The organism is Nocardia sp. BSTN01, assembly GCF_015354405.1.
In the GTDB taxonomy this organism is placed as follows: domain Bacteria; phylum Actinomycetota; class Actinomycetes; order Mycobacteriales; family Mycobacteriaceae; genus Nocardia.
The window spans coordinates 57,839-81,752 of record NZ_JADKYP010000032.1 but is presented as its reverse complement, the minus strand read 5'-3'; the positions used below and the strand labels follow the sequence as shown (position 1 = coordinate 81,752).

Annotated in this window: 21 protein-coding genes; 13 read left to right on the top strand and 8 right to left on the bottom strand. The window is 66.8% G+C overall.

What is annotated here, in order from left to right; genetic code table 11:
• The coding region (locus IRT45_RS23485) for an inositol-3-phosphate synthase (RefSeq protein WP_194808039.1) at positions 1–802 on the bottom strand (802 nt) is incomplete at its 3' end.
• Positions 795–1,352, bottom strand: coding sequence for a PadR family transcriptional regulator (locus IRT45_RS23480; RefSeq protein ID WP_036507131.1), 558 nt, complete (start codon positions 1,350–1,352; stop codon positions 795–797). The genes IRT45_RS23485 and IRT45_RS23480, both read right to left, overlap by 8 nt.
• Before the next feature lie 146 nt (positions 1,353–1,498).
• On the opposite strand from IRT45_RS23480, the gene IRT45_RS23475 reads away from it, so the two are divergent.
• The 4 genes from IRT45_RS23475 (at position 1,499) to IRT45_RS23460 (ending at position 7,396) form a co-directional block, all read left to right on the top strand.
• Complete coding sequence (locus IRT45_RS23475; protein ID WP_030514161.1) at positions 1,499–1,912, top strand: DUF5318 domain-containing protein; 414 nt, start codon at positions 1,499–1,501, stop codon at positions 1,910–1,912.
• Positions 1,913–2,454: 542 nt separating this feature from the next.
• A complete protein-coding gene (locus IRT45_RS23470; protein WP_375540143.1) occupies positions 2,455–4,902 on the top strand; it encodes a transglycosylase domain-containing protein in 2,448 nt (815 codons plus the stop codon).
• 29 nt (positions 4,903–4,931) lie between these two features.
• Positions 4,932–6,647, top strand: a complete 1,716-nt coding sequence (locus tag IRT45_RS23465) for a glycosyltransferase 87 family protein (RefSeq protein WP_309241120.1) — start codon at positions 4,932–4,934, stop codon at positions 6,645–6,647.
• Positions 6,644–7,396, top strand: coding sequence for an isocitrate lyase/phosphoenolpyruvate mutase family protein (locus IRT45_RS23460; RefSeq protein ID WP_194808030.1), 753 nt, complete (start codon positions 6,644–6,646; stop codon positions 7,394–7,396). Before IRT45_RS23465 ends, IRT45_RS23460 begins: the two co-directional genes overlap by 4 nt.
• 140 nt (positions 7,397–7,536) lie before the next feature.
• Here IRT45_RS23460 and IRT45_RS23455 read toward each other — a convergent pair whose 3' ends face one another.
• A complete protein-coding gene (locus IRT45_RS23455; RefSeq protein ID WP_194808028.1) occupies positions 7,537–8,625 on the bottom strand; it encodes an alkene reductase in 1,089 nt (362 codons plus the stop codon).
• Between the two features lie 49 nt (positions 8,626–8,674).
• Here IRT45_RS23455 and IRT45_RS23450 point away from each other — a divergent pair, with 49 nt between their 5' ends.
• Positions 8,675–9,040 carry a MerR family transcriptional regulator gene (locus tag IRT45_RS23450; protein ID WP_194808026.1) on the top strand — a complete coding sequence of 122 codons (366 nt, stop codon included), beginning with the start codon at positions 8,675–8,677 and terminating at the stop codon, positions 9,038–9,040.
• Here IRT45_RS23450 and IRT45_RS23445 read toward each other — a convergent pair.
• Positions 9,012–10,001, bottom strand: a complete 990-nt coding sequence (locus tag IRT45_RS23445) for a DMT family transporter (protein WP_309241119.1) — start codon at positions 9,999–10,001, stop codon at positions 9,012–9,014. The genes IRT45_RS23450 and IRT45_RS23445 overlap by 29 nt on opposite strands.
• Before the next feature lie 84 nt (positions 10,002–10,085).
• On the opposite strand from IRT45_RS23445, the gene IRT45_RS23440 reads away from it, so the two are divergent.
• Entirely contained in the window at positions 10,086–10,625 is a 540-nt protein-coding gene (locus IRT45_RS23440) for an ABATE domain-containing protein (RefSeq protein WP_194808016.1), read from the top strand.
• A 1-nt stretch (position 10,626) separates the two neighbouring features.
• Here IRT45_RS23440 and IRT45_RS23435 read toward each other — a convergent pair whose 3' ends face one another.
• On the bottom strand, positions 10,627–11,994 hold the full coding sequence (locus IRT45_RS23435) for a glycosyltransferase 87 family protein (protein WP_194808009.1): 1,368 nt from the start codon (positions 11,992–11,994) through the stop codon (positions 10,627–10,629).
• A 260-nt stretch (positions 11,995–12,254) separates the two neighbouring features.
• On the opposite strand from IRT45_RS23435, the gene rpsF reads away from it, so the two are divergent.
• From rpsF to IRT45_RS23405, 6 genes are all read left to right on the top strand, one after another.
• A complete protein-coding gene (gene rpsF, locus IRT45_RS23430; RefSeq protein ID WP_030514152.1) occupies positions 12,255–12,545 on the top strand; it encodes a 30S ribosomal protein S6 in 291 nt (96 codons plus the stop codon).
• 110 nt (positions 12,546–12,655) lie between these two features.
• Positions 12,656–13,195 (top strand): single-stranded DNA-binding protein, encoded by a 540-nt coding sequence (locus IRT45_RS23425; RefSeq protein ID WP_036507149.1) that lies wholly within the window; start codon positions 12,656–12,658, stop codon positions 13,193–13,195.
• 58 nt (positions 13,196–13,253) lie between these two features.
• Positions 13,254–13,526, top strand: a complete 273-nt coding sequence (gene rpsR, locus IRT45_RS23420) for a 30S ribosomal protein S18 (protein WP_025353551.1) — start codon at positions 13,254–13,256, stop codon at positions 13,524–13,526.
• Between the two features lie 16 nt (positions 13,527–13,542).
• The gene (rplI, locus tag IRT45_RS23415; RefSeq protein ID WP_036507152.1) at positions 13,543–13,998 is read left to right on the top strand and encodes a 50S ribosomal protein L9; all 456 of its coding nucleotides are present in this window, start codon (positions 13,543–13,545) and stop codon (positions 13,996–13,998) included.
• Positions 13,999–14,782: 784 nt separating this feature from the next.
• Complete coding sequence (locus tag IRT45_RS23410) at positions 14,783–18,688, top strand: replicative DNA helicase (protein ID WP_194808003.1); 3,906 nt, start codon at positions 14,783–14,785, stop codon at positions 18,686–18,688.
• Positions 18,689–18,866: 178 nt separating this feature from the next.
• Positions 18,867–19,388: a GNAT family N-acetyltransferase gene (locus IRT45_RS23405; RefSeq protein ID WP_309241118.1), complete on the top strand. Its 522-nt coding sequence runs from the start codon at positions 18,867–18,869 to the stop codon at positions 19,386–19,388.
• On the opposite strand, the gene IRT45_RS23400 is transcribed toward IRT45_RS23405, so the two are convergent.
• Together IRT45_RS23400 and IRT45_RS23395 are read right to left on the bottom strand one after the other, a co-directional pair.
• Positions 19,361–20,251, bottom strand: coding sequence for an AraC family transcriptional regulator (locus IRT45_RS23400; RefSeq protein ID WP_228534822.1), 891 nt, complete (start codon positions 20,249–20,251; stop codon positions 19,361–19,363). The genes IRT45_RS23405 and IRT45_RS23400 overlap by 28 nt on opposite strands.
• 46 nt (positions 20,252–20,297) lie before the next feature.
• On the bottom strand, positions 20,298–20,882 hold the full coding sequence (locus tag IRT45_RS23395) for a helix-turn-helix domain-containing protein (protein ID WP_194808000.1): 585 nt from the start codon (positions 20,880–20,882) through the stop codon (positions 20,298–20,300).
• Positions 20,883–21,135: 253 nt separating this feature from the next.
• On the opposite strand from IRT45_RS23395, the gene IRT45_RS23390 reads away from it, so the two are divergent.
• Positions 21,136–22,806 (top strand): cutinase family protein, encoded by a 1,671-nt coding sequence (locus tag IRT45_RS23390; RefSeq protein ID WP_194807999.1) that lies wholly within the window; start codon positions 21,136–21,138, stop codon positions 22,804–22,806.
• A 70-nt stretch (positions 22,807–22,876) separates the two neighbouring features.
• Here the strand turns inward: IRT45_RS23390 and IRT45_RS23385 are convergent, their stop codons facing one another.
• A complete protein-coding gene (locus IRT45_RS23385) occupies positions 22,877–23,881 on the bottom strand; it encodes an LLM class flavin-dependent oxidoreductase (RefSeq protein WP_194808060.1) in 1,005 nt (334 codons plus the stop codon).
• Positions 23,882–23,914: the final 33 nt, after the last annotated feature.

The window sequence follows — 23,914 nt, the reverse complement described above, 5'->3', positions numbered from 1 at the left end:
GGCCGATGTGCACGTCGTTGGCGCCCAGTTCCTTCTTCAAGTTGCTGGTGACGGCCTGGGTCTTGGAGATCTTCTTCGACTCCAGGCGCTCGCGCTCGAGCATGTTCTTGAAGTCCATGTTGCCGCCGACGTTGAGCTGCATGGTGCGGTCGAGCTGCACGCCGCGGTCCTCGAACAGCTTGGCCATCACGCGGTGGGTAATGGTCGCGCCGACCTGGGACTTGATGTCGTCACCGACGATCGGGACGCCGGCGTCGACGAACTTCTGCGCCCAGGCCGGGTCGGAGGCGATGAAGACGGGCAGCGCGTTCACGAATGCGACGTTGGCGTCGATGGCACACTGCGCGTAGAACTTGTCGGCGTCTTCCGAACCGACGGGCAGGTACGAAACCAGCACGTCGACCTCGGCATCCTTCAGCGCCTGCACGACGTCGACCGGCTCGGCCTCGGAGAGCTCGATGGTCTGCGCGTAGTACTTGCCGATGCCGTCGAGGGTCGGGCCCCGCTGGACGGTGACGCCGGTCGGCGGCACGTCGGAGATCTTGATGGTGTTGTTCTCGCTGGCGAAGATCGCATCGGACAGGTCGAATCCGACCTTCTTCGCGTCGACGTCGAATGCGGCGACGAACTTCACATCGCGCACGTGGTACTGGCCGAACTTGACGTGCATGAGGCCGGGCACAGTCGAGTTCTCGTCTGCGTCCTTGTAGTACTGCACGCCCTGGACCAGCGAGGAGGCGCAGTTGCCCACGCCGACGATGGCCACGCGAATCTCATTGGCAGCCGGGTTGACATCACTCATGGCCGACATTTCCCTCTTTCTGTGGTGCCGCCTTCATTGATTGCTCCGCTGCAATCAACTCGTTGAGCCAGCGCACTTCGCGCTCGCTTGATTCGAGACCGAGTTGATGGAGCTGGCGGGTGTAGCGATCCAGTGTTCCGCTGGCGCGTTTGATCGCCTCCCGCAGTCCTTCTCGGCGCTCCTCGACCTGCCGTCGTCTGCCCTCGAGGATCCGCATCCGCGCCTCGGCGGGGGTGCGGCTGAAGAAGGCGAGATGAACGCCGAAGCCGTCATCGGTGTAGTTCTGCGGACCGGTGTCGGCGAGCAGTTCACCGAACCGCTCCCGACCCGATTCGGTCAGTTGGTAGACCCGGCGGGCCCGGCGGGTGACCGCGCCGGCCGGACTCTCCTCGGCGATCAGACCGTCGGTCTGCATGCGCCGCAGCGTCGGGTACAGCGACCCGTAGGAGAAGGCCCGGAACGGTCCCAACAGGCCCGTCAACCGTTTGCGCAGCTCGTAGCCGTGCATGGGTGACTCCAGGAGCAGCCCGAGAATCGCGAGTTCGAGCACGGGCTTCACCTCCTGACTGTATTGAACAGACCTAACCGATGGATGCGATTACAAACTATATCGGACCGATATAGTGAGCGGAAAGGAACGTGTGGCTTCTCTCGGTGGCATGCCGTGCCCCCGCCGACGCAAGTACTCTGGGACCCGTGCGAATTCAGCGGCAGGTGGTCGACTATGCGCTCCGGCGCCGGTCGCTGCTGGCCGATGTCTATGCGGGCCGTGTGGACGTCGCCGAGGTATGTGATGCGAATCCGTACCTGCTGCGTGCGGCGAAATTCCACGGGCGGGGGAGCGAGGTCACATGTCCGATCTGCCGGAAAGAGCAGCTCACGCTCGTATCGTGGGTCTACGGCGACGGACTGGGACCGATCGCGGGTTCGGCCCGAACCCCCGAGGAACTGGTGCGGCTGGCCGAAACTCGGGAAGAGTTCTCGGTGCACGTGGTCGAGGTGTGCCGGACCTGTAGTTGGAATCATCTGGTGCAGTCGTATGTGCTGGGGCATACCCCGGCACCGCGGCGCCGTCGTGGTGGCGGCGCTCGTCGGACTGCCGCCGAATGACGGGCACACTCGACTGATATGTGGAGCGGCTCCCATACCGGCCGGCGACGGCCGTGCACGCCCGCACCGAGCTATCCGGACCGTATCGAGTTATGGAGATCCAGGCTGTGACTTCGCCTTACGACGATGGACCGAACGGCGGTCGGCCCCCGCGCGGCCCGCAATCCGGACCCGGTGGTCAGCCACCGCGTCCGGCAGGCGGCAACCCGCCCGGCGCCCGGCCGCTACCGCCGCGTCGCCAGGCACCGCCCCCGGGACCGGCCGGTCCCCGCGGCGGCCAGCCGGGCGGTCCGCCGAATCCCGCCGGCGGCCCCCCGCGACGTCCCGGCCCGCCGCCGGGTGGTGACCGTACGCCGCCGATGCGCGGCCCGGCCGGCGGCCCGCCACGCACGGGCGGGCAGCCCGCGGTGCGCGGCGGTCAGCCGAATCCGGCCGGCGGCCCGCCGCGGCGCCCCGGAAATGCCGCGAACCCGGCACCACGTCCCGGTGAGCAGAAATCTCAGGCCACCCAGAAGATCGCGGCCGGAACCCTCGGTGAGGCGATGGCGCAGCGCGGCCCGCGCTCGACTGCGGCCAACCGGTCGGCTCCCGGTGGCACGGGGACGCGCCCCGGATCCGGTCCGGGCACCGGCGGACGCCGCGCGGTCGCCGGGGGTACTCCCCCGTCGGGTCCGCCGCCGCGCAAGGGCAACGGCGGCGGTGACGGTCCGGGTGGGTCGGCGGGCAGGGGCCCGAAGGCGAAGAAGAAATCGCCGTGGCGCATCGTGCGGCGAGTGATCTACGTCCTGGTGGCATTGGCCATCGTCGTGCCGAGCGCGGTCTTCCTGATCGCGTACACGACCGTCTCGATACCCCAGCCGGGCGATCTCAAAACCCCTCAGGTCGCCACGATCCTGGCCTCCGACGGCACCACGCAGATCAGCAGAATCGTTCCGCCGGAAGGCAACCGGACCGACGTCACCATCGACCAGATCCCGCCGCACGTGCGCAACGCGGTGATCGCGGCCGAGGACCGGGACTTCTACTCCAACCCCGGCTTCTCCATCAGCGGTTTCGCGCGCGCCGCGCGCGACAACCTGATGGGCAAGGACACCGCCGGTGGTGGTTCGACGATCACCCAGCAGTACGTCAAGAACGCCATGGTCGGCAATCAGCATTCACTGAGCCGCAAGATGCGCGAGCTGGTGATATCGGCGAAGATGGCGCGGCAGTGGAGTAAGGACGACATCCTCACCGCGTATCTGAACACCATTCCGTTCGGTCGCGGCACCTTCGGTATCGACGCCGCGGCCAAGGCCTACTTCGGCAAGTCGGTCGAACAGCTGACCGTCGAAGAGGGCGCGATGCTGGCCGCCACCATCAACCAGCCGTACGGCCTGGACCCGGAGAACAACCCGAAGGGTGCCGAACAGCGCTGGAACTACGTCCTCGACGGCATGGTCAAGGCCGGTTCCGTCCCCGCCGCCGAACGCGCCAAGATGGTGTACCCGAAGGTCCTGCCGTCCAGCGCCAACAGCGACGACAGCGAGAACAAGACCGCGGGCCCCAACGGCTTGATCAAGCGGCAGGTGCTCAGCGAGCTGTCCGAGGCCGGCATCAGCGATACCCAGCTGAACACCGAGGGCCTGCAGATCACCACGACCATCGATCAGAAGGCCCAGCAGGCGGCGATCGATTCGGTGCACAAGAACATGCAGGGTGAACGCGACGAGGTCCGGACCGCGGTCGTCTCGGTCGATCCGAAAACCGGTGCGGTGCGCGCCTATTACGGTGGCGACAACGCGACCGGCTGGGACTTCGCCAATGCCGGTCTGCAGTCCGGCTCGACCTTCAAGGTCTTCGGCCTGGCCGAGAACCTCGAACTCGGCAAGCCGCTGTCGACGATGTACGACAGCTCGGATCTGACAGTCAACGGCATCAAGATCACCAACGCCGAGGGCGAGACCTGCGGTACCTGCACCATCGCCGAGGCGCTCAAGCGGTCGCTCAACACCAGCTTCTACCGCATGGAACTCGATATGCCGGACGGGCCCGCGAAGATCGCCGCGATGGCGCACCGCATGGGCATTCCCGACACGATTCCCGGCGTGGGCCAGACCCTGACCGAACCCGATGGTTCCGGGCCCAACAACGGCATCATCCTGGGTCAGTACCAGGTGCGACCGCTGGATATGGCCTCCGCGTACGCGACCATCGCGGCCTCGGGTGTCTATCACAAGCCGCATTTCGTGCAGAAGGTCGTGACGGCCGACGGTCAGGTGCTGCTCGACCGCGGACAGGTCGCGGGCGAGCAGCGGATCTCCGCCGCCGTCGCGGACAACCTGTCGGCCGCGATGCAGCCGATCGCCGCCTCGTCCCGCAACCACGGCCTGGCCGGTGGCCGGCTGTCCGGTTCCAAGACCGGTACCACCCAGCTCGGCGACACCGGTCAGAACAAGGACGCGTGGATGATCGGCTTCACCCCGTCGCTGTCGACAGCCGTCTGGGTGGGTACCGCGGACGGTGTCGCGCTGAAGACACCCGGTGGGTCGATCATGTACGGCTCCGGCCTGCCGTCGGATATCTGGAAGGACACCATGGACGGCGCGCTCGAGGGCACGCCGAAGGAGAACTTCCCGAAGCCGGCCGCGATCGGCGGCCAGGCCGGTGTGCCGTCCTATTCGGCGCCGTACACCGCGCCGAGCACCACGCAGCAGGAGTATCAGCCGCCGGTCGTGGTGAAGCCGTCGCAGGTCGAGATCCTGCCGGGCATCACCATTCCGGTGCCGGGCATCCAGCCGAATCCGCGCTCGCAGCCGCAGCAGAACCAGCCGCAGTCGCAGGACACGGGGCCGCTGCCCGGGCAACCGGTGGCACCCGCCGACGGATCCGCACCGAGCACGTCGAATTCCGGTGACACCAACGGCAATTCACGGTCCCAGCGTCCGGGCGCCGGCGTCGGCAACAGTACCGACGGGACAGGAGACGGGTACTCCAACAGTCACCGGTAGCCTCGGGTGGCGTGAGTGAACAACAGCCGGTGGCGGCCTCGACGTTCGGTGACGAAGGTGTCGAGACCGCCACCGGTTTCGTTTCCGCGGCTCCCGTCGCGGCGGATCGGAGATCGGCGGTGCGCCGGGACAAACCCAGCCGCACCGATTCGATGACCGCTCAGTTGAGCAGCACGATCGGCGGCCCGGTCGGCGACCATGCCCTGATCGGCCGCTCCCGCTTCTGGACTCCGCTGCGCATTCTGCTGGCCTTCGCGGTGGTGTTCCTCGCCCTCGGCTGGGCCGGGAAGGCCGGCTGTATTCAGCAGACGACCACCTCGGAGGGCCATCTCACCCTCGACTGGAACAACGGTCGCCAGTACGTGGCCATGTGCTACTCGGATACGGTGCCGCTCTACGGCGCCGAACATCTCGACGAGGGCGCGTTCCCCTACAAGAAGAAGTGGACCGAGGTCGGTCCCGACGGCAAACTGCAGACGCGGTACATGGAATATCCGGTGCTGTCGGGCCTCTATCAGTACCTGGCGATGGAGGTCGCCAATATCTGGATGTCGCTGCCGTTGCCCAAGGCGCTGTCGGTGGTGGTGTATTTCAACGTCGTCGCCGTTGGGCTGGCGCTGGCCTGGCTGGTGACGGTGTGGGCGTCGGCGATGCTGGCGGGCCGCCGGATCTGGGATGCCGCCCTGGTGGCCCTCTCACCGCTGGTACTCGTGCACATCTTCACCAATTTCGACGCGTTGGCAACGGCTTTCGCGGCCACGGGCCTGCTGGCATGGGCCAGGCGGCGGCCGGTCCTGGCCGGGATACTGCTCGGTCTGGGCGGTGCGGCCAAGCTGTATCCGCTGTTGCTGCTGGGCCCGATCGTGGTGCTCTGCCTGCGTGTCGACGGCCGTGACCGATTGCCCGGCCTGCGAGAACAGCTGCGGCGCAACGGCAACAACGCGTTCGGTGCCCTGCGCGATTACCTGGCCGGAGCCCGGATCAGCCCGCTGCGGGCGGCGTTGGTGACGGTGGTGTCGGCGGTGGCGGCCTGGCTGGCGGTGAATCTGCCCATCGCGATACCGTTCACCGAGGGCTGGTGGGAGTTCTTCCGGCTCAACAGCGAACGCCATGCCGATCCGGATTCGCTCTACAACGTGATCACCTCCTTCACCGGCTGGCAGGGTTTCGACGGTCCACTCGGCTCCTCCGATCCTCCGACCGCGCTGAATCTGGTGTCGCTGGTGCTGTTCGCGGCCGCCTGCGCGGCGATCGGATACATCGCGCTGACCGCCGCCCGCCGGCCACGCGTGGCACAGCTGGCCTTCCTGGTGGTGGCGGCGTTCCTGCTGACCAACAAGGTGTGGAGTCCGCAGTATTCGCTGTGGCTGGTGCCGCTGGCGGTACTGGCCCTGCCGCATCGGCGAATCCTGTTGGCGTGGATGACGATCGACGCGCTGGTGTGGTTCCCGCGCATGTACTACTACCTCGGCACCGACGACAAGGGCGTCCCCGAACAGTGGTTCACCAGCGCGGTCCTGATCCGCGACTTCGCGGTCGTGGGCCTGTGCGCGTTGGTGGTCCACCGGATCTACCGGCCCGATCAGGACCTCGTCCGAGCCGACGGCGTGGACGACCCGGTAGGCGGAATTCTGGACCGCGCACAGGATCCGGCGCTGCCGTGGTTGCCGTCGCCCCTGCAGCCCAGGCCGCCGTATCCGGCCTCTGGCGCGAACACCCGATCATGGGCGAGGATCGACACATGACCGCATTGAGCGAGCAGGCGACCACCTTCCTCGAGCTGCACCGCCCCGGCGATCCGGCGATCCTGCCGACCGTCTGGGACGCGTGGTCGGCGAATCTGGTGCAGGCGGCCGGTTTCGCCGCGCTGACCGTCGGCAGCCATCCCCTGGCGGATTCGCTGGGCAAATCCGATCAGGAGGGGATGACCTATCCCGAATCGATGGCCCGGGTTCGCGAGATCACCGCGGCGGTCGACATTCCCGTCTCGGTCGACATCGAATCCGGCTACGGCCTGAAACCCGCCCAGCTGATCGACGGACTGCTGGAGGCGGGCGCGGTCGGCCTCAACATCGAGGATTCGGTGCACAGCGAGGGCGGCCGCCTGCGCGAGCCGAGCGAGCACGCCGACTTCGTCGCCGGACTGCGGCAGGCGGCCGATGCCGCCGGTGTGCACGTGGTGGTCAACGCCCGCACCGACCTGTTCCTGCGCGAGGACCAGAACACCCCGGACCGGGTCGAGCGGGTGCTGGAGCGGATGCGGCTGGCGGCCGAAGCGGGCGCCGACGTGCTGTACCCCGTCGGGCAGCGCGATCCGGAGATCCTGCGCCGGCTGTGTGCCGAACTTCCGTTGCCGGTCAACGCCATCGGCCTGCCCGATCAGGGCGACCGCGCCTGGTTCGCCGAAGTGGGCGTTGCCCGAGTCAGTTTCGGGCCGTTCCTGCAGCGCGCGCTGAGCACCGAGGCGAACCGGCTGCTGGAGCGCTGGCACTGATACCGCAACCCCGCACCGAATCGGGTCGGGTTCTGTGACAATGGAAACCGCCGATGCCCGTCGCAACGCATGCCTCGAAGCCCGAGATGAGCGAGCCGACGGTATGCGACCGGGGCGGTCATCGGCGCTGTGATTCCCGGTCAGGCCACCCGCTCGTCGCGGTCTATCCACGCCGGGTAGTCGGTATATCCGGCCGGTCCCCGGCCGTAGAGGCCGTCCTCGCGCACCGGCGCCAGCGCTCGATCGTGCCGGATCCGCGACACCAGATCGGGATTGGCGATGAAAGCGCGCCCGAAGGACACCAGATCGGCCCGGCCGTCGGCGAGCGCCCGCTCGGCCGCCGCCGGTGCGGTCGGTGCGCGGTTCTCACCGATATTGGCGATCAGCGTGCCGTTCCAGCGCGGGCGCAGATCGGCGAGTGCCGGATAGTCGTCGTTTTCGGTGAGGTGTAGATAGGCGAGATCCCGTCCGGCGAGTTCACCGACCAGGGCGCGGTAGAGCGGCGCCGGATCCGCCTCGTACATGCCGAATTGCGGATTGCCCGGCGACAACCGGATCCCGACTCGATGCGAACCGGCCACGGCGGCAACGGCATCGGTGACCTCGAGTGCGAATCGCATGCGGTTGGCGATCGTGCCGCCGTATTCGTCGGTGCGCAGGTTGGTGTTGTCGGCCAGGAACTGATGGACGAGATAGCTGTTCGCACCGTGGATCTCGACACCGTCGAAGCCGGCAGCGAGCGCGTTGGCGGCGGCAGCGGCGTAATGCTCGACGGCCCGCGCGATCTCGGCGCGCGTCATGGCCCGAGGTCGCGGCGCCGGTGCCTTCCCGCCGTCGATCAGGTGGACCGGATCGGCGGCCGGTACCGCCGACGGACCGGCCGGCAGGGTGCCGTCGATCCGGGCCAGCGGATGACCCCACCGCCCGCCGTGCATGAGCTGCGCGAAGATCCGCCCGCCGGCGCCGTGGACGGCTTCGGTGACCCGCCGCCAACCGGCGATGTGCGCCTCGGTGGCCAGGCCCGGCACCCATGCCTCGCTCTGGCCGGTGGAATGCGGCCAAATCCCTTCGGTGACAATGAGTCCCGCGTCGGCACGCTGGGCATAGTAGGTCGCCACATCGTCGGTGGGCGAGCCGTCGGGGTGGGAGCGCAGCCGGGTCATCGGCGCCATCACGACGCGATTGGGCAGGTGCAGGTGGCTTGCGTGATAGTCGGTCAGCAACAGCATGCGCGTACCGTAGAACCTGACATCAATGTGAGGTGCAAGGGAGAAACCGGTGCGCATCGGCGAACTGGCACGACGCACGGGCGTCAGCGTGCGGTCGTTGCGGTACTACGAAAGCCAGGGCCTGCTGGCCTCGTCCCGAACCTCGGGCGGTCAGCGCGAATACCGTGAGCAGGCCGTCGACCGCGTGGTTCGCATTCAGGAGATGTTCGCCGCGGGACTGCACAGCCGTACCATCGCCGAACTGCTCCCGTGCATCAACGACACCGATGGCACGCCCGCGGCGACCGCGACCCCGTGGCTCACGGAAACTCTTGCCGCCGAACGGAAGCGCATCGACGCGTGTCTCAAGGATCTGGCGCGCACCCGCGACGTGCTCGACGGCGTGATCAGCGCGGCGCAGGGCGAGCCGCGATAACGCCCGATCCGCACGTCAGGCGGGCCACGCCCGGCCGATGCGCCCGGACGCCGCCCGGTGTCGGCGAGGTCGCCTCCCCGGCCACCGCGGCATCCGGCCGGGTTCCGGATCGGAGCGAGGCCAGCACCATCCCGAGCAGACCCACGCCGAGTCCGGCAATCGTGAAGGGCCGCAACGGTTGTGCGATCAGCAGCCAGGCCAGCCCCGCCGTGACCAACGGGGTGACGAAGAACAACTTGCCGACGCGGGTGGCGTCCCAGCGGCGCAGCATCGCGTTCAGGAGCAGGAAGCAGGCAACGGCGTTGATCGCCACCATCCACATCAGCGAGCCGGCGAATCGAAGCGGGTCGGCGACGTGCGTATCCCCGCTCCCGAGCATGCAGATTCCCGCCACCGGCGCGCTGATCAGAACGTGCACAGCGGTATTCGTGCGGGTGTCGACCCGCGGCACGAAACGCTTCTGATAGACCGTGCCGAGACTCAGCCCCAGCAGACCGACCACGCACAGCACCAAACCCGTTGCGGAGAAATGCGATTGGTCGACAACGGCCAGTCCGACGCCGAGGCCGCCGACACCGAATCCGATCCACTGCCGCACGCTGACCGACTCCCCGAGCACGGTCCCGGCGAACAGCGCGATCACCACCGGATTCAATCCCTGCACCAGTGAGATCACCGCCGCGGACACATGGTCGGCCATGGCGGTGTAGAAGGCGCCGAACTGCACCATCTGCATGAGCAATCCGGCGACGGCGACATGCGCCAATTGCCGGCCGCGCGGCCACCGCGCCCCGACGAGGACGGCATAGACCGCCAAGACCAGCCCCGCGAAGGCGAAGCGGGCGAACAACACCACCATCGGTGGCGCCGCGCCGACGCCGATGATGCCGGCGATGAACGCACTGCTCCACATCACGACGAAGGCCGCGGGTGCGGCCGTCTCCATCAGTCGCTTCCGCACGACAGCCTCCCGAATAACCGCTTCAACTGGTTATCAACCCTGACATCGGTGCGACTAACCTGTCAAGGGGGTTACGATGGCGAGGTGTTCACCTTCGTCAGCGGCAACCCGGCCCTGGATTTCGCCGGGACGGTCCAGGAGCGCAATGCCGGTTTCGTCGATCTCCTGACGGCTCCCGCCGCCCTCGACGAATGGCTGATCGCGGCCGGATTACTGGATTCCGCGGCGCGATGCGACGCGGCAGACCTGGCCCGGGCGGTCGAACTGCGCGAAGCGGTGTACCGCCTGGCCCTGGCCACCACCACCGGTGAACCGTGGCGCGATGCCGACCGGGTGCTGGTCAACCGGATCGCCGACGGTCCGAAGCCTTCGATCGCCCTGCGCGCCGATGCCGGCGTGACCCGCCGCGGCGACTGCGATCACGCCCTCGCGCGCATCGCGACCGACGCGATCGAACTCCTCGGCGGACCCGATCGCGATCGGATCAAACAATGCGGCCGCGATTCCTGCACACGCCTCTACCTCGACACCTCCCGCGCGGGTTCGCGGCGCTGGTGCGATATGACGCTGTGCGGCAACCGCGCCAAGAGCGCGTCGTTCCGCGCTCGCCGCGGCAAGCCGTGATTCAGCGAGCGGGCACGAGTTCGCGCGCTACCGGCGACACCATCGGCCGGTACCCGCGCGGGCGGGCGCGGAGGAACGCGAAGAAGAAGAACACCAGCAGTATCGCGCGTCCCCACACCCCGAACTGCACGAGCTTCTCGTAGAAGTCCGCACCCGTTCCACTACCCAGGGCGTGGAAGTAGCGGAAGACCCCGATGCCGAGCGCCAGATCGGCCAGCAGATAGGCACCGACCGCCGCCCACGGCACCTCGAGCAGGACGAAGAACGGCAGCACCCACAGCGTGTACTGCGGCGAGTGCACCTTGTGGAACAACAGGAATCCACACAGCATCGCCGCGCTCACACCCACCCACGGGTAGTAGCCGAGCGCGGGAAAACGCTTCCACCCCAACCAGAGAGCGAGGGCGAACGAGACGACCACCAGGACCGGAGAGGCTGTCGTCACGACGTCCTGGAACGACGTTTCCCCGCTCTGTCCGTGCGGGAACATCGGCCGCAGACCCCAGTACCAGATCGAGTTGGTGGTGATGTCGGCCTGCCGCATCTGCTGGAAGGTGAACGAGGCCCGCCAGCCGTCGTAGCCGAGCAGAGCGAAGGGCAGATTGATCGCCGCCACCGTCACGATCGCCGCACCGGCGGCCGCGAACGCGCCGGCCGGGTCGTACCCGCGGCGGGGAACGTCCGCCCGCTCGCCGAGGTCCGGCTCGCCGAGAAATATGTAGAGCATCAGCGGCAGGACGAAGATTCCCGGATACAACTTCAGGCAGAATCCGATGCCCAGCAGGACCGCCGCGACAATTCCCCTGGTGCGCAACGAATATCGAGTCAGGGTGGTCATCACGTAGACCGCGCCGACGGCCGTGCACACCACCGGAAGTTCCCAATTGTGGAACGCGTAGAGCACCAGCGGCGGCCCCACCGACCACAGCAGCGCGACCGCACCCGACATTCGTCCCAGCATCCAGGCGGTCAGCAGGGCGAACGGCGCCAGCAGCAGTGCCGAATGCAGCAGAAAGCCGGCATCGTCGTGCACGCCGGCCGCACCGAGCCACATCAGCAGCCCGCTGAGCACCGGATATTCCACGGCGCCGCCGGTCAGCGTGCCGTCCGGGGTGATACCGCCGCCGACGTACGGAAACAGATGTTCGTCGATGCCGCGGCCGAGCCAGAGGAATTGGATATCGGAATAGCAGACCTCGGCATCCTTGATGCGATCGAAGATCAGGCTGCGCCCGTCGCCGTCGAACGGCGCGCCCGCGCATCGGGCCTTGTTGAGATAGGCGAAGATCAACGTGACCGCACAGGCCAGCACCGCGGCCGCGGCCGCGACCCGGCCGGTTGCGCGCGCCCGGACTACCGCATCGGCCACGCGGCCACCTCCGCAGCCACGCCGTCGCCACCGCCGGAGTTCCTACGATCGGCGGATCGAATCGGCATGTCCACCACGATAGGTGGGCTACCCCGCCGACGGCGATATTCATCGGGAAGGAGACCCATTTCGCACCCGGTGCCCCGGATTCGGGTCCGGACCGGCCGTTCATGTAGCCTTATCGGGTTGCTGACGCAACGACCCCTCCTGCCACGGAAAGTCCGTGGCCGTTCACAGTCCACAGGAGGTGATGGGTTCCCGTGCGTCATTACGAAGTGATGGTCATCCTCGATCCGAACCTGGACGAGCGCACTGTCGGTCCGAACTTGGACAAGATGCTCAGTGTGGTCTCGCAGCAGGGCGGCAAGATCGACAAGGTCGACCTCTGGGGCCGCCGCCGGCTGGCCTACGAAATCGAGAAGCGCGCCGAGGGCATCTACGCCGTCGTCGACCTGACCGCCGAACCGGCCACGGTCAGCGAGCTCGACCGTCAGCTGGGCCTGAACGAGTCGGTGTTGCGCACCAAGGTGCTGCGGCAGGACAAGAAGTAAGACCCCTGGCATACCTGCCGGAAAGCAAACCGCACTTGTCGTTGCCTGGCCTTAGGCTCTAGCGCAACAGGCGAGTGCACAGCTGATCGCACCGGAGACCAGGAGGAACCATGGCAGGCGACACCGTAATCACCGTCATCGGCAATTTGACGGCAGATCCGGAACTTCGATTCACGCCCGCGGGCGCGGCGGTGGCCAATTTCACCGTCGCCTCGACCCCCCGGGTGTTCGACCGTAACGCCAACGAATGGAAAGACGGCGAGGCACTGTTCCTGCGCTGCAACATTTGGCGTGAGGCCGCGGAGAATGTCGCCGAGAGCCTGACCCGAGGCGCTCGCGTCATCGTGAGCGGACGGCTGAAGCAGCGCTCCTACGAAACCCGCGAGGGTGAGAAGCGCACGGTCGTCGAACTCGAGGTCGACGAGGTCGGTCCCTCCCTGCGCTATGCGACCGCGAAGGTCAACAAGACCTCGCGCGGCGGTGGCGGTGGTGGGTTCGGCGGCAATTCCGGCGGCAGTGGTGGGGGCTTCGGCGGCTCCAACGGTGGCAGTCGCGGCGGACAGAGTTCCGCCGGCGACGATCCGTGGGGCAGCGCTCCCGCGGCCGGCTCCTTCGGAGGCGGCCAGATGGACGACGAACCGCCGTTCTGAACGGCTCACATATCGGGGCCCGCGGTACGCGGCTCCCAGGCAAACGGAGTGAAGACCCATGGCCAAAGCACCGGCACGCGAAAAGGTGCTGAAGAAGAAGGCTTGCGCGTTCTGCAAGGACGACAAGAAGGCGAAGAAGGACGGCTCGGGCACCGGCGCCGTCATCGACTACAAGGACACGGCGTTGCTGCGCAAGTTCGTCAGCGACCGCGGCAAGATCCGCGCCCGCCGCGTCACCGGAAACTGCGTGCAGCACCAGCGGGACATCGCCGTCGCGGTGAAGAACTCTCGCGAGGTCGCGCTGCTGCCGTACGTGTCCACGGCTCGCTGAGAACGGGAGGCAGACAATGAAGCTGATTCTGACTGCTGATGTGGACAACCTCGGTGCGCCCGGCGACACCGTGGAGGTCAAGGACGGCTACGGCCGTAACTACCTGCTGCCCCGCGGCCTGGCGATCGTCGCCACCCGCGGCGCGGAGAAGCAGGTCGAGGGCATTCGCCGGGCGCAGGACGCCCGTCGCGTGCGCGACCTGGACCACGCCAAGGAGCTCAAGACCGCGATCGAGGGCCTGGAGGGCGTGTCCCTGTCGGTGAAGACCGCCGGCACCGGCAAGCTGTTCGGTTCGGTCACCACCGCCGACGTCGCCGGCGCGGTCAAGGCCGCCGGTGGCCCGGTGCTCGACAAGCGCAGCATCGAGCTGCCGAAGTCGCACATCAAGAGCACCGGCAAGCACAACGTCACCGTGCACCTGCACCCCGACGTGATCGCCAAGTTCGACCTGCAGGTTGCTGCCGCGGAGTGATCTCCGCCCCGCTGGCCGGTACGGCACCCATCGGTTCGCCGATATGTCCCATCCGGCCGACGGGTCACAGTTCATCGAAGACCATCCCCGTGGTTGCCGCGGGGATGGTCTTCGCCTGCGCGGCTTTCTCCGGCCGACAGGCCCGTATACGGCTCTTGTCGCGTTTCGGACCGGAATCGGATCCGACACGATAGAGTTGCGAAAGATTTGCTAGATGGTGACGGTAGACACCGGATCCTGCTGCCGACACCTTCTGCGCACTTTTTACCCAGCTCCTGGGGATTTGTGGACAAGTAGCCAAACCGACCATCTCGAATGTGATCTGCGTCATAGCTTCGGAGAGCGGTGTTAACCCAACACGCCCGGCTGTTCATCTCGGATGACACGCCGACGCTATTTCAATCCACATGTGGGAAATCCAAAAAACGCGTTTCCACCTGGTCATAGCTGCTGCGCATACCGGGTTATCCCCAGTTGATGCACAAGGCCTACACAACAGCGGGTGAACTGTGCCCAGTTTATCCACAGCTGTTTCCACAGGACGGTTTGGCGATCCCCAACTCGGTCCCTTAGGTTCTTCCAGGCGCCGTCGTCACGCGCCGGTAGCACCGCGATTCTCGCTGTGGGAAATTCGTTAGCTACGGGCAGGTTTCGATCATGTGGCGGCCGCCGCGACGGCCGGTGTGACATGTTCCGACGTGTCGGTACCCGGGCGTACAACAAGTCATCAATAGGGTCGAAGCCGGGTGGGATCAGGCCGGGTGCGATGAGAGAGGACGGTCGAGTGGCAGTCGTCGACGATCGCGGGCACTCGGATTACAACGATCAGCCCGGCGAGGATTTCGGTCGGCAGCCGCCGCACGATATGGCCGCCGAACAGTCGGTTCTCGGTGGCATGTTGCTCAGTAAGGACGCCATCGCCGACGTCGTCGAGGTCATCCGCCCCGGCGATTTCTACCGTCCCGCGCACCAGGCCGTCTACGACGCGATCCTCGACCTCTACGGCCGGGGCGAACCCGCGGACCCGGTCACCGTCGCCGCCACCCTGGACCGCCGCGGCGAACTCAAACGCATCGGCGGCGCGCCCTATCTGGTCACCCTGACCCAAACCGTCCCGACGGCGGCCAACGCCTCCTACTACGCCGAAATCGTCGCGGAGAAGGCGATTCTGCGTCGCCTGGTCGAGGCCGGCACGCGCATCGTCCAATTCGGCTACGCCGGCTCCGAGGGCCAGGACGTCGCCGAGGTCGTCGACCGCGCCCAGGCCGAGATCTACGAGGTCACCGAACGCCGATCCACCGAGGACTTCCTGCCCCTGGAGGAACTCCTCCAGCCGACGATGGACGAGATCGACTCCATCGCCAGCCGTGGCGGCATCTCCCTCGGCGTACCGACCGGCTTCACCGAACTCGACGAGGTCACCAACGGCCTGCACCCCGGCCAGATGATCATCGTCGCGGCCCGCCCCGGCGTCGGTAAGGCACTCGCGCTCGACACTCCGCTACCTACCCCGGACGGCTGGACGACGATGGGCGAGGTGGCGGTCGGTGACGTACTGCTCGACGGGCACGGACGACCGACCCGCGTCGTAGCAGCAACCGAGACGATGCATGGACGCCCCTGCTACGAGGTGGAATTCTCCGACGGCACGGTGATCGTCGCAGACGCCGAACACCAATGGCTGACCGAAACTCGCGCCTCACGGCGCTCGGCGCAGCAAGCCGCGGCGGGCTACAACCGGCACCGAAATCAGCGGACATTCGCCGAAATTCGGACCACCGCCGATATCGCCGGAACCCTCCGCTGCGCGACCGCGGACGCGCGCCTCAACCATTCGGTCACCAACGCCGCGCCACTTCAGCTGCCGGAGCGTGACCTGCTGGTTCCGCCGTATACGTTGGGCGCCTGGCTGGGCGACGGCACCTCCGCCTCAGCCCAGCTGACAACCGCAGACCCGGAAATCGTGCTGCGCATCGAGAACGAGGGGTTGGTGGCGGTGCCGTCGGCAAGTGCCGATTTGCACTACAGCCTGCAACTGCCCGAACCCGATCCAATTTCTCCTCGCAACTGCGTCGTGTGCGGGGCCGAATTCGTGCCCTTCACCTCCGAGGTGAAGACCTGCGGCCGATCCTGCGGTGGCAAGTCGCGATTCGTGTCCTCCCGCTCGCCCCGGCCGACTTGTCCGCACTGCGGCCGGCCTTCCACGGGTCTGCGGACGTGCCAGGGCTGCCGCAATGCCACAGACACGGTGCAAGCACGGTTGCGCACCATCGGTGTTCTGGGGAACAAGCACATCCCGACCGCCTATCTGCGAGCCTCCGAAGCACAGCGACGGGCGCTGCTGGCCGGTTTGCTCGACACCGACGGCACGGTGACCCACGGCGGTTCGGTGCAATTCACCGTGACGAACGAACGACTGGTCTCCGATGTCGAAGAACTGATCGTCAGCCTCGGATATCGATGCCACCGATCGAGCAAGAGGGTTCGCGGACGCACCGGGGACAGTTCGGTGGCATACACCCTCACGTTCGCCACCGACGACGAGGTATTCGGCCTGAGCCGAAAGAATCTGCTGCACAAGCAGCGGCGGCGAGCGTCCGGAACCGCACGATCGAACTCCCGGTTCATCGTCGACATCCGGCTGATCCCCACCGTCCCGGTCCGTTGCGTCGAGGTCGACAATCCCGACCACCTTTACCTGGCCGGGCGTTCGATGGTCCCCACGCACAACTCCACCCTCGGAATGGACTTCATGCGGAGTTGCTCGATCAAGCACGGCTTGGCGAGCGTTATCTTCTCGCTGGAAATGAGTAAGACCGAGATCGTGATGCGTCTGCTGTCGGCGGAGGCGAAGATCAAGCTCGGGGATATGCGTGCCGGGCGGATGAGCGACGACGACTGGACCAAGCTCGCGCGGCGGATGAGCGAGATCAGTGAGGCGCCGCTGTTCGTCGACGATTCACCGAACCTGACGATGATGGAGATCCGGGCGAAGGCGCGGCGGCTCAAGCAGCGCCACGATCTGCGGCTCGTCGTGGTGGACTACCTGCAGCTGATGACCTCCGGTAAGAAGGTCGAATCCCGTCAGCAGGAAGTCTCGGAATTTTCCCGAAGCCTGAAACTACTGGCCAAGGAATTGGAAGTTCCGGTGGTCGCGATCAGTCAGCTGAACCGTGGTCCGGAACAGCGAACGGACAAGCGCCCCATGGTCTCCGACCTCCGCGAATCGGGCTGCATGCCGGCTTCGACGCGCATCCTGCGCGCGGATACGGGTGGTGAGACCACGCTGGGAGAATTGTTGGCGAGCGATGAGCAACCGGTGGTCTGGTCGCTCGACGAACGCATGCGGATGGTCCCACGGCCGATGGTGAAGGTTTTCCCCAGCGGCCGAAATGAAGTGTTTCGACTTCGGCTCGCCTCCGGGCGCGAGGTCGATGCCACGGGAAATCACCCCTTCCTCACCGTCGACGGGTGGATTCCGCTCGAAAAGCTCGGTATCGGCGATCAGTTGGCGACACCGCGAATCGTCCCTGAACCGTTGCGCACGGAGCGCCTTGCCGACGCAGAGGTTGTCCTGCTCGCTCACATGATCGGTGACGGATCGTGCGTGCGGCGACAGCCGATCCGATATGCGAGCGTCGACGAGGAAAACCTCACAGCGGTGACTACCGCGGCACAACACTTCGGTGTGACAGCGGTTCGCGACGAGTACGCCGCGGCCAAGGTAACGACCTTGCGGCTACCTGCGCCGTATCGATTGGCACGCGGCAAGCGCAATCCGATCGCCGCGTGGCTCGACGAACTCGGAATATTCGGGCTTCGCAGCTACGAAAAATTTGTTCCGAAGCGAGTTTTCGCTCTACCGAACGATCAGATCGCACTTTTCCTGCGGCACCTCTGGGCAACCGACGGGTCCGTGCGCTGGGACGCGAAAGGGAAACAAGCTCGCATCTACTATGCGTCGACCAGTCGGCGGCTTGTCGATGATGTCGTTCAACTGCTCCTGCGCCTCGGTGTACACGGACGCATCAAGCGGGTTCGCAAGCCCGGCTGTCGCGATTGCTGGCATCTGACCGTAGACGGCTCCGAGAATCAGACCGTCTTTCTCCGCGATATCGGTGTTCACGGTGGTCGTGGAGTTGCCGCGAAAGCAGCACTTCTCGAACTCGAGCCGATAGTCCGCAATACGAACGTGGACACCGTGCCGAAGGAGATCTGGTCTCAGGTCCGAACGCTCCTGGCAACGAAGAACATGACACACCGCGAGTTTTCGGCAGCGATGGGCTCGCGCTTCTGTGGATCCACCATGTGGAAACACTCACCAAGCCGGTCTCGGCTGGCTCGCGTGGCGGAGGTCCTCGAGGACGTCGATATCGAGATGTTCGCGACCAATGACGTGTTCTGGGATCGAATTGTCGAAATCACCAGCCTGGGCGAGCAGGACGTCTACGACGGCACTGTGCCCGGCACACACAACTTCATAGCGCAGGGTGTTTCGGTTCACAACAGTCTGGAACAGGACGCCGATATGGTGATCCTGCTGCACCGCCCCGACGCGTTCGAACGCGACGACCCGCGCGGCGGCGAGGCCGACCTGATCCTCGGCAAACACCGAAACGGCCCCACCGCGACCATCACCGTCGCCCACCAGCTCCACCTCAGCCGCTTCGTGGATATGGCGCGCGGCTAGCGGGCAGCGTAGGGTTTCGACACTCGTGGCCGAATCTCGGAATGATCGGCCACTCACGTACGCGTTCGGAGGTTGATGAATATGGCTGGCCCGAGCCGTCTTCAGCATGTCTTCTTCCGGTCCGCCCGAGGGTGAAACGCGCGGGCCGGGTCACACTTCGAATGACAAGGACCCGAACGTGTCTCGCATTCTCACGAACGATCCCGCAAGTCTGACCACCACCCGTCTCGTGCTGCGTTCATGGACCAGTGCGGAAGCCGCCGCCGTGCGCGACGACCACCGGCAGGCCGACTGGGCGGAAGATTTTCCCTCCGAGGGGGACAGGGTGATCGCCTCCCTCTTCGCTGAGCACCCCGCCTGGCTGGAGCCCTACGGGCAACGACTGATCATCGAACGCGCCACCGGGCTGGTGGTCGGCGGGATCGGATTGTTCTGGCCGCCCGATGACGGGCAACTCGAGATCGGCTACGGCGTCGTAGCTACGCGGCGGGGCCGAGGCTACGCCGCGGAAGCGACTCGAGCCTTGACCGAATTCGCATTGACCGCACCGGAAGTGCACACCGTCTTCGCCAATGTCGAGTCGGCGAATCCCGCATCGGTGCGGGTATTGGAGAAGGCCGGATTCGGCCTGGTGGGCGAGAGCCGTGGCCCCGAAGGTGAGCACCTGGCTTGCTACCGCACGGTGGCTGACCGACGGTAGTCCACAGCGGTGCCGGCGCCCGGCCTGCGCGGCGCCGGCATCATTCGCGGCCAGGCGATGTGGTCGACCGAGAGCCACGGGGCGGCGGCGACGGCAGAGGTGGTCATTCCGGCGAAGTCGACGATGTCGCGATGGAGATGGGACTGATCGACGAAACCGGTTTCGGCGGCGACCCGAGCGGGGCGGTGCCCGGCGGCGAGTCGATGGGCCACGTGGTCGAACCGCACCAGCCGCGCGCTCTGTTTGGGCGTGATCCCGATCTGGGCGCGGAAGCGCGACCACAGCCGCTGACGGCTCCAGCCGATCTCGGCCGCCAGTGGTTCGATCCGGGCACTGCCACGACTGTGCGTCAGTCGGCGCCAGACGAATTCGACCTCCGGATCCACCTGGGGGCCGGTGGCGAGGCGCCGAGCGAGTGCGTCGTGCGCGATAGCGAAGCGCGCATCCCACGACCGCGCGGCACGCAGTCGCTCCTGGATGCGCACGGCATCGCCACCCCAGAGTTCGCCGAGCCCGACCACCATCCCGTCCAGTTCCGCACCCGCGCCGAGCACCGCGTGGGCGACCACGGGAGAGAGCCGGATCTGCAGCAGGTCGACCGCGCGGCCCGAACCCCGCAGTGCGCCGCGGGGCAGACCGACCACGAGGGGGCCGCCCGTGCGCTCACCGCTCACACCGTCGACTACCAGCGCGTCACCGAAATCGACGAAAACCGTCAGCGCCGGATACGGGATCATCTGCAAGGCGACCGTTTCGCCGGCTCGTCCCCGGAATCCGGCCACACTCACGCCCGGCATACCGCGCCGCGCCGGGACCGCGAGGTCCATCACGGCACCGGCCAGCACCACCGGCTGCACAGGCATGCCGCCATGGTACGGCGATTCGTAGCGGCAGCCCGATGTGGCGAATTCAGTTCGGGCGGTACCGCGCTCGTAGGTGAAAGCGTTCGCCCTGCGGACCGAGGATGCTGAGGAATTCGACCGCGCGGGTGTCGGCATTGCCGAACCAGTGCGGGAGGTGGGTGTCGAATTCGGCTACCTCACCGGTACCGAGAACCAGGTTCTGATCGCCGAGCACCACGCGCAACCGGCCGTCGAGCACATACAGCCAGTGGTAGCCCTCGTGCGAGCGCGGTGCCGGTTCGCGGTGGCTGCCTCCGGCGGGCAGGATCTGGCGGAATACCTGCAGCCCACCAGGGTTGCGAGTCAGCGGGATGACGGTCATGCCGTCGCGTGTGAACGGTTGTGGATAGACCCGGGGGTCACCGCTCGCCGGGGCGCCGACCAGTTCGTCCAGCGGAATCCGGTAGGCCCGGGCCAGGGCCAGCAACTGTTCGAGGCCGGGTTTGCGCTGCCCCGACTCGAGCCGCGAGAGGGTGCTGACCGGAATCGCTGTCCCGGCGGAGAGCTCGGTCAGCGTCCGGCCGCTGCGGCGGCGCAACTCGCGCAGCCGTGGTCCCAGCGCCGCCACTACCGGTTCGAACCCGTCGTCCACGCGTTCACCGTGCCCAGTGCACCGTCCTCGACGCAAAGAAATTTGCCGGATCGTCAAAGCGGCGGTGCTCGCCGTGGGGCGGAAAACGCGTTATCGCTGCGGCCGGCCTCCGCGTTTACACGCCGCGGTTCAGATCACAGAACTGTTCCGGCTGGTAACGCTCGCCCCGCGGTTCCCGACACCTCTCGTGACACACACGGCCCGTCGGGGGGCCTGTCCCGCTTTCTTGTCGGATCGAATTGGGGATCAGGACATGGCTCTTCGCGAGTTCATCAAACGGCACCGCATCGCCTCCGCGGCCGCCGGACCAGCAGTTTTGGGGGTGGCGGCCATTGTCGCGGCCTCGTGGGGCCTGATGGCGACGCCCGAGACCCGCGATACGCGGCTCACCTCGTCGGTCACCGAATGTCATGACATGGTGACCATCTCGGTGGCCGGTCGCAACGACAGCCCGGACCCGAACAAGACGGCCATGCTGGTCGACGCGAACGGCAACGCGCTGCCGGCGGCGCTGTCGGGTGACTACAGCAGCCACTGGGTCGATCCGGTGGTCAACGCACCCGCCGACAAGGTGGATCCGGGTTCCTACGCCGCGGTGTACATCGCGTATCCGGCGAATATGAGCACCTACGAGCAGGCTGTCGACACCGGTGTGGCCAACGCCGAGAAGGTCATGCACGACATCGCGCAGGCCTGCCCCGACACCAAGTTCTCCATCGTCGGTTACAGCGAGGGCGCCGACGTCGCGCGCCGCGTGGCCATGGGCATCGGCCACGACGAGCCCGGCGCCGACGGCAAATACGATGTCGTCGACCCGAAAAGCGTTCTGGGCGTGGTGATTCTGGCCGATGCCGGTCGCACCGCGGGTGACGGCCCCTTCCCCGGCGCCCAGGACCCGAACCATCCCGACGGCTTCGGTCAGAACTACCAGAACGGCAACAAGCCGATCTCCGGGCAGGGCGCGCTGCCGGACCAGGCCGGCGACTTCGGGGCGCTGAACGGCAAGGTTGCCTCGTTCTGCTCCGAAGGCGACCTCACTTGTGCCGCGCCGCAGAACATCTCACTGCTGCAGCTGGCCGCGAACGTGGGCCGGCAATTGAACGTCGACAACTTGCAGAACGAGGGGCTCACGCCCGCGACGGGTCAGGACGTGGCGGTCACACTCGGCCGGATCGCGATGAACGCCTTCTCCTACATCGCGTCGCAGCCGAATTGGATGGCCAGTAACGAAACCTTCCTGCAGGTGTTGCTGAAGGTGTCCGAACCGGGCTACAAGCCGGGCGACAATCCGCCCGCACCCGCTCCGGCACAGTCGATTTCGACCGAGCAGATGGCGCCGCTGGCCTATCTGCCGCAGAAGGTTCTCAACGAGATCATCGGCCTGATCGTCACCAACCAGAACACGATTCCGGTGATCATGAGTGATCCGTACCAGCTGACCCTGGGCCCCAACGGCACCGGCCACCACTTCGATTACTGGCGCGATTCCGACGCCGCGAACGGCAAGCCGATGAGCTCGGCGGAATATGCGGCGGCGTGGCTCACCCACCTGGCGCAGCAAGCGCAGGCGGGTCAGCAGATCGACACCAAGTCGCAGCCGACCCAGGCCGACGTCCAGGCGGCGTACAAGACCGTCCAGGACAGCAAGACGGCCGACGCCAAGGCGGCCACCACGACGAGCCCCGCGGCCACCACCACCCAGCCGGCACCGACGACCACCGGCACGGCGCCGACCACCACGACGCCGGCACCGGCCACCACGACCACGACCGTCGCACCGGCGGAACCGCCGGCTCGCACCCAGGTCGCGGCCCCGGTCGAGACCACGGCACCGACCACGACCCAGCCGACGACGACCGCGCCGACGACGACGCAGCCGACCACCACCACGTCGGCGGCACCGACCACGACGGCCACGAAGTAGACGACCGCGGCGGTGATCACCGCAGGTGAGCCGGCAACGGCCGGGCCCGTAGCGACGGGCCCGGCCGTTTTCAGTTGGCCGCTCGCTCGGTGCGCATCGCGGCCGCGGTCAGTTCGACGGATCGGACCCGATCGGCGATATCGGTGGCGTGGTGGACGAGGATCAGCTCGTCGGCGCCGATCGAGGTGGCGAATTCGTCGAGATGGTCGCGTACTTCGTCCGGAGTGCCGGCGGCGGTGTAGCGCGTCATCGAGGCCAGCTGGGCTCCGTTGGGCGAGGCGAGGAAGGCGTCGATCTCCGCGTCGGTGAAGGTTGCCGTGCCGGCGCCCCGGGAGATCATCATGCGGGCGCGGGCCCGGTAGGAGACGGTCTTCTGCTCGATCGCCTCGTCGCGGGTCTCGGCGGCGAAGACGTTGATGCCGGCCATCACATACGGTTCGGCGAGTTGTTCCGAGGCGTGGAACTTCTCGCGATAGACCTCCACCGCCTGGCGGAGCGCATCCGGCGCGAAGTGCGAGGCGAAGGCGTACGGCAGGCCGAGATGCGCCGCGAGCTGTGCGCCGAACAGCGAGGAACCCAGAATGTAGAGCGGCACGATGCCTTCCGCGCGCGGCACCGCCTGCACACCGGGAATGCGCGACTGCCCGCTCAGATATCCCTGCAGTTCGAGGACGTCCTGCGGGAACGAGTCGGCCGAGTGCGGATCGCGGCGCAGGGCGAGCATCGTCTTCTGATCGCTGCCGGGCGCGCGGCCGAGGCCGAGATCGATGCGGCCGGGAAAGAGCGTTTCGAGGGTGCCGAACTGTTCGGCGATGACCAGCGGGGAATGGTTGGGCAGCATGATGCCGCCCGCGCCGAGCCGGATGGTCTCGGTGTGTTCGGCGACGTGGCCGATGAGCACACTGGTGGCACTCGACGCGATCGAGCGCATGTTGTGGTGTTCGGCGTACCAGACGCGCCGATATCCGCTGCGCTCGGCGGCCTGGGCGAGGGCGACGCTGTTGGCGAAGCTCTCGCGCGCGGTCGCGCCGGGTGCCACCGACGCCAGGTCGAGGATGGACAGGGCGGTGGGCACAGTCGCGGTAGGCATGGTCGCTGCCTTTCGTAC

Excerpts from the sequence above, each read along its gene's own strand:
- IRT45_RS23470 (WP_375540143.1), top strand. The coding sequence starts at position 2,455 with ATGGCGCAGCGCGGCCCGCGCTCGACTGCGGCCAACCGGTCGGCTCCC.
- IRT45_RS23460 (WP_194808030.1), top strand. The coding sequence starts at position 6,644 with ATGACCGCATTGAGCGAGCAGGCGACCACCTTCCTCGAGCTGCACCGC.
- IRT45_RS23455 (WP_194808028.1), bottom strand. The coding sequence starts at position 8,625 with ATGCTGTTGCTGACCGACTATCACGCAAGCCACCTGCACCTGCCCAAT.
- IRT45_RS23425 (WP_036507149.1), top strand. The coding sequence starts at position 12,656 with ATGGCAGGCGACACCGTAATCACCGTCATCGGCAATTTGACGGCAGAT.
- rpsR (WP_025353551.1), top strand. The coding sequence starts at position 13,254 with ATGGCCAAAGCACCGGCACGCGAAAAGGTGCTGAAGAAGAAGGCTTGC.
- rplI (WP_036507152.1), top strand. The coding sequence starts at position 13,543 with ATGAAGCTGATTCTGACTGCTGATGTGGACAACCTCGGTGCGCCCGGC.
- IRT45_RS23400 (WP_228534822.1), bottom strand. The coding sequence starts at position 20,251 with ATGCCTGTGCAGCCGGTGGTGCTGGCCGGTGCCGTGATGGACCTCGCG.
- IRT45_RS23390 (WP_194807999.1), top strand. The coding sequence starts at position 21,136 with ATGGCTCTTCGCGAGTTCATCAAACGGCACCGCATCGCCTCCGCGGCC.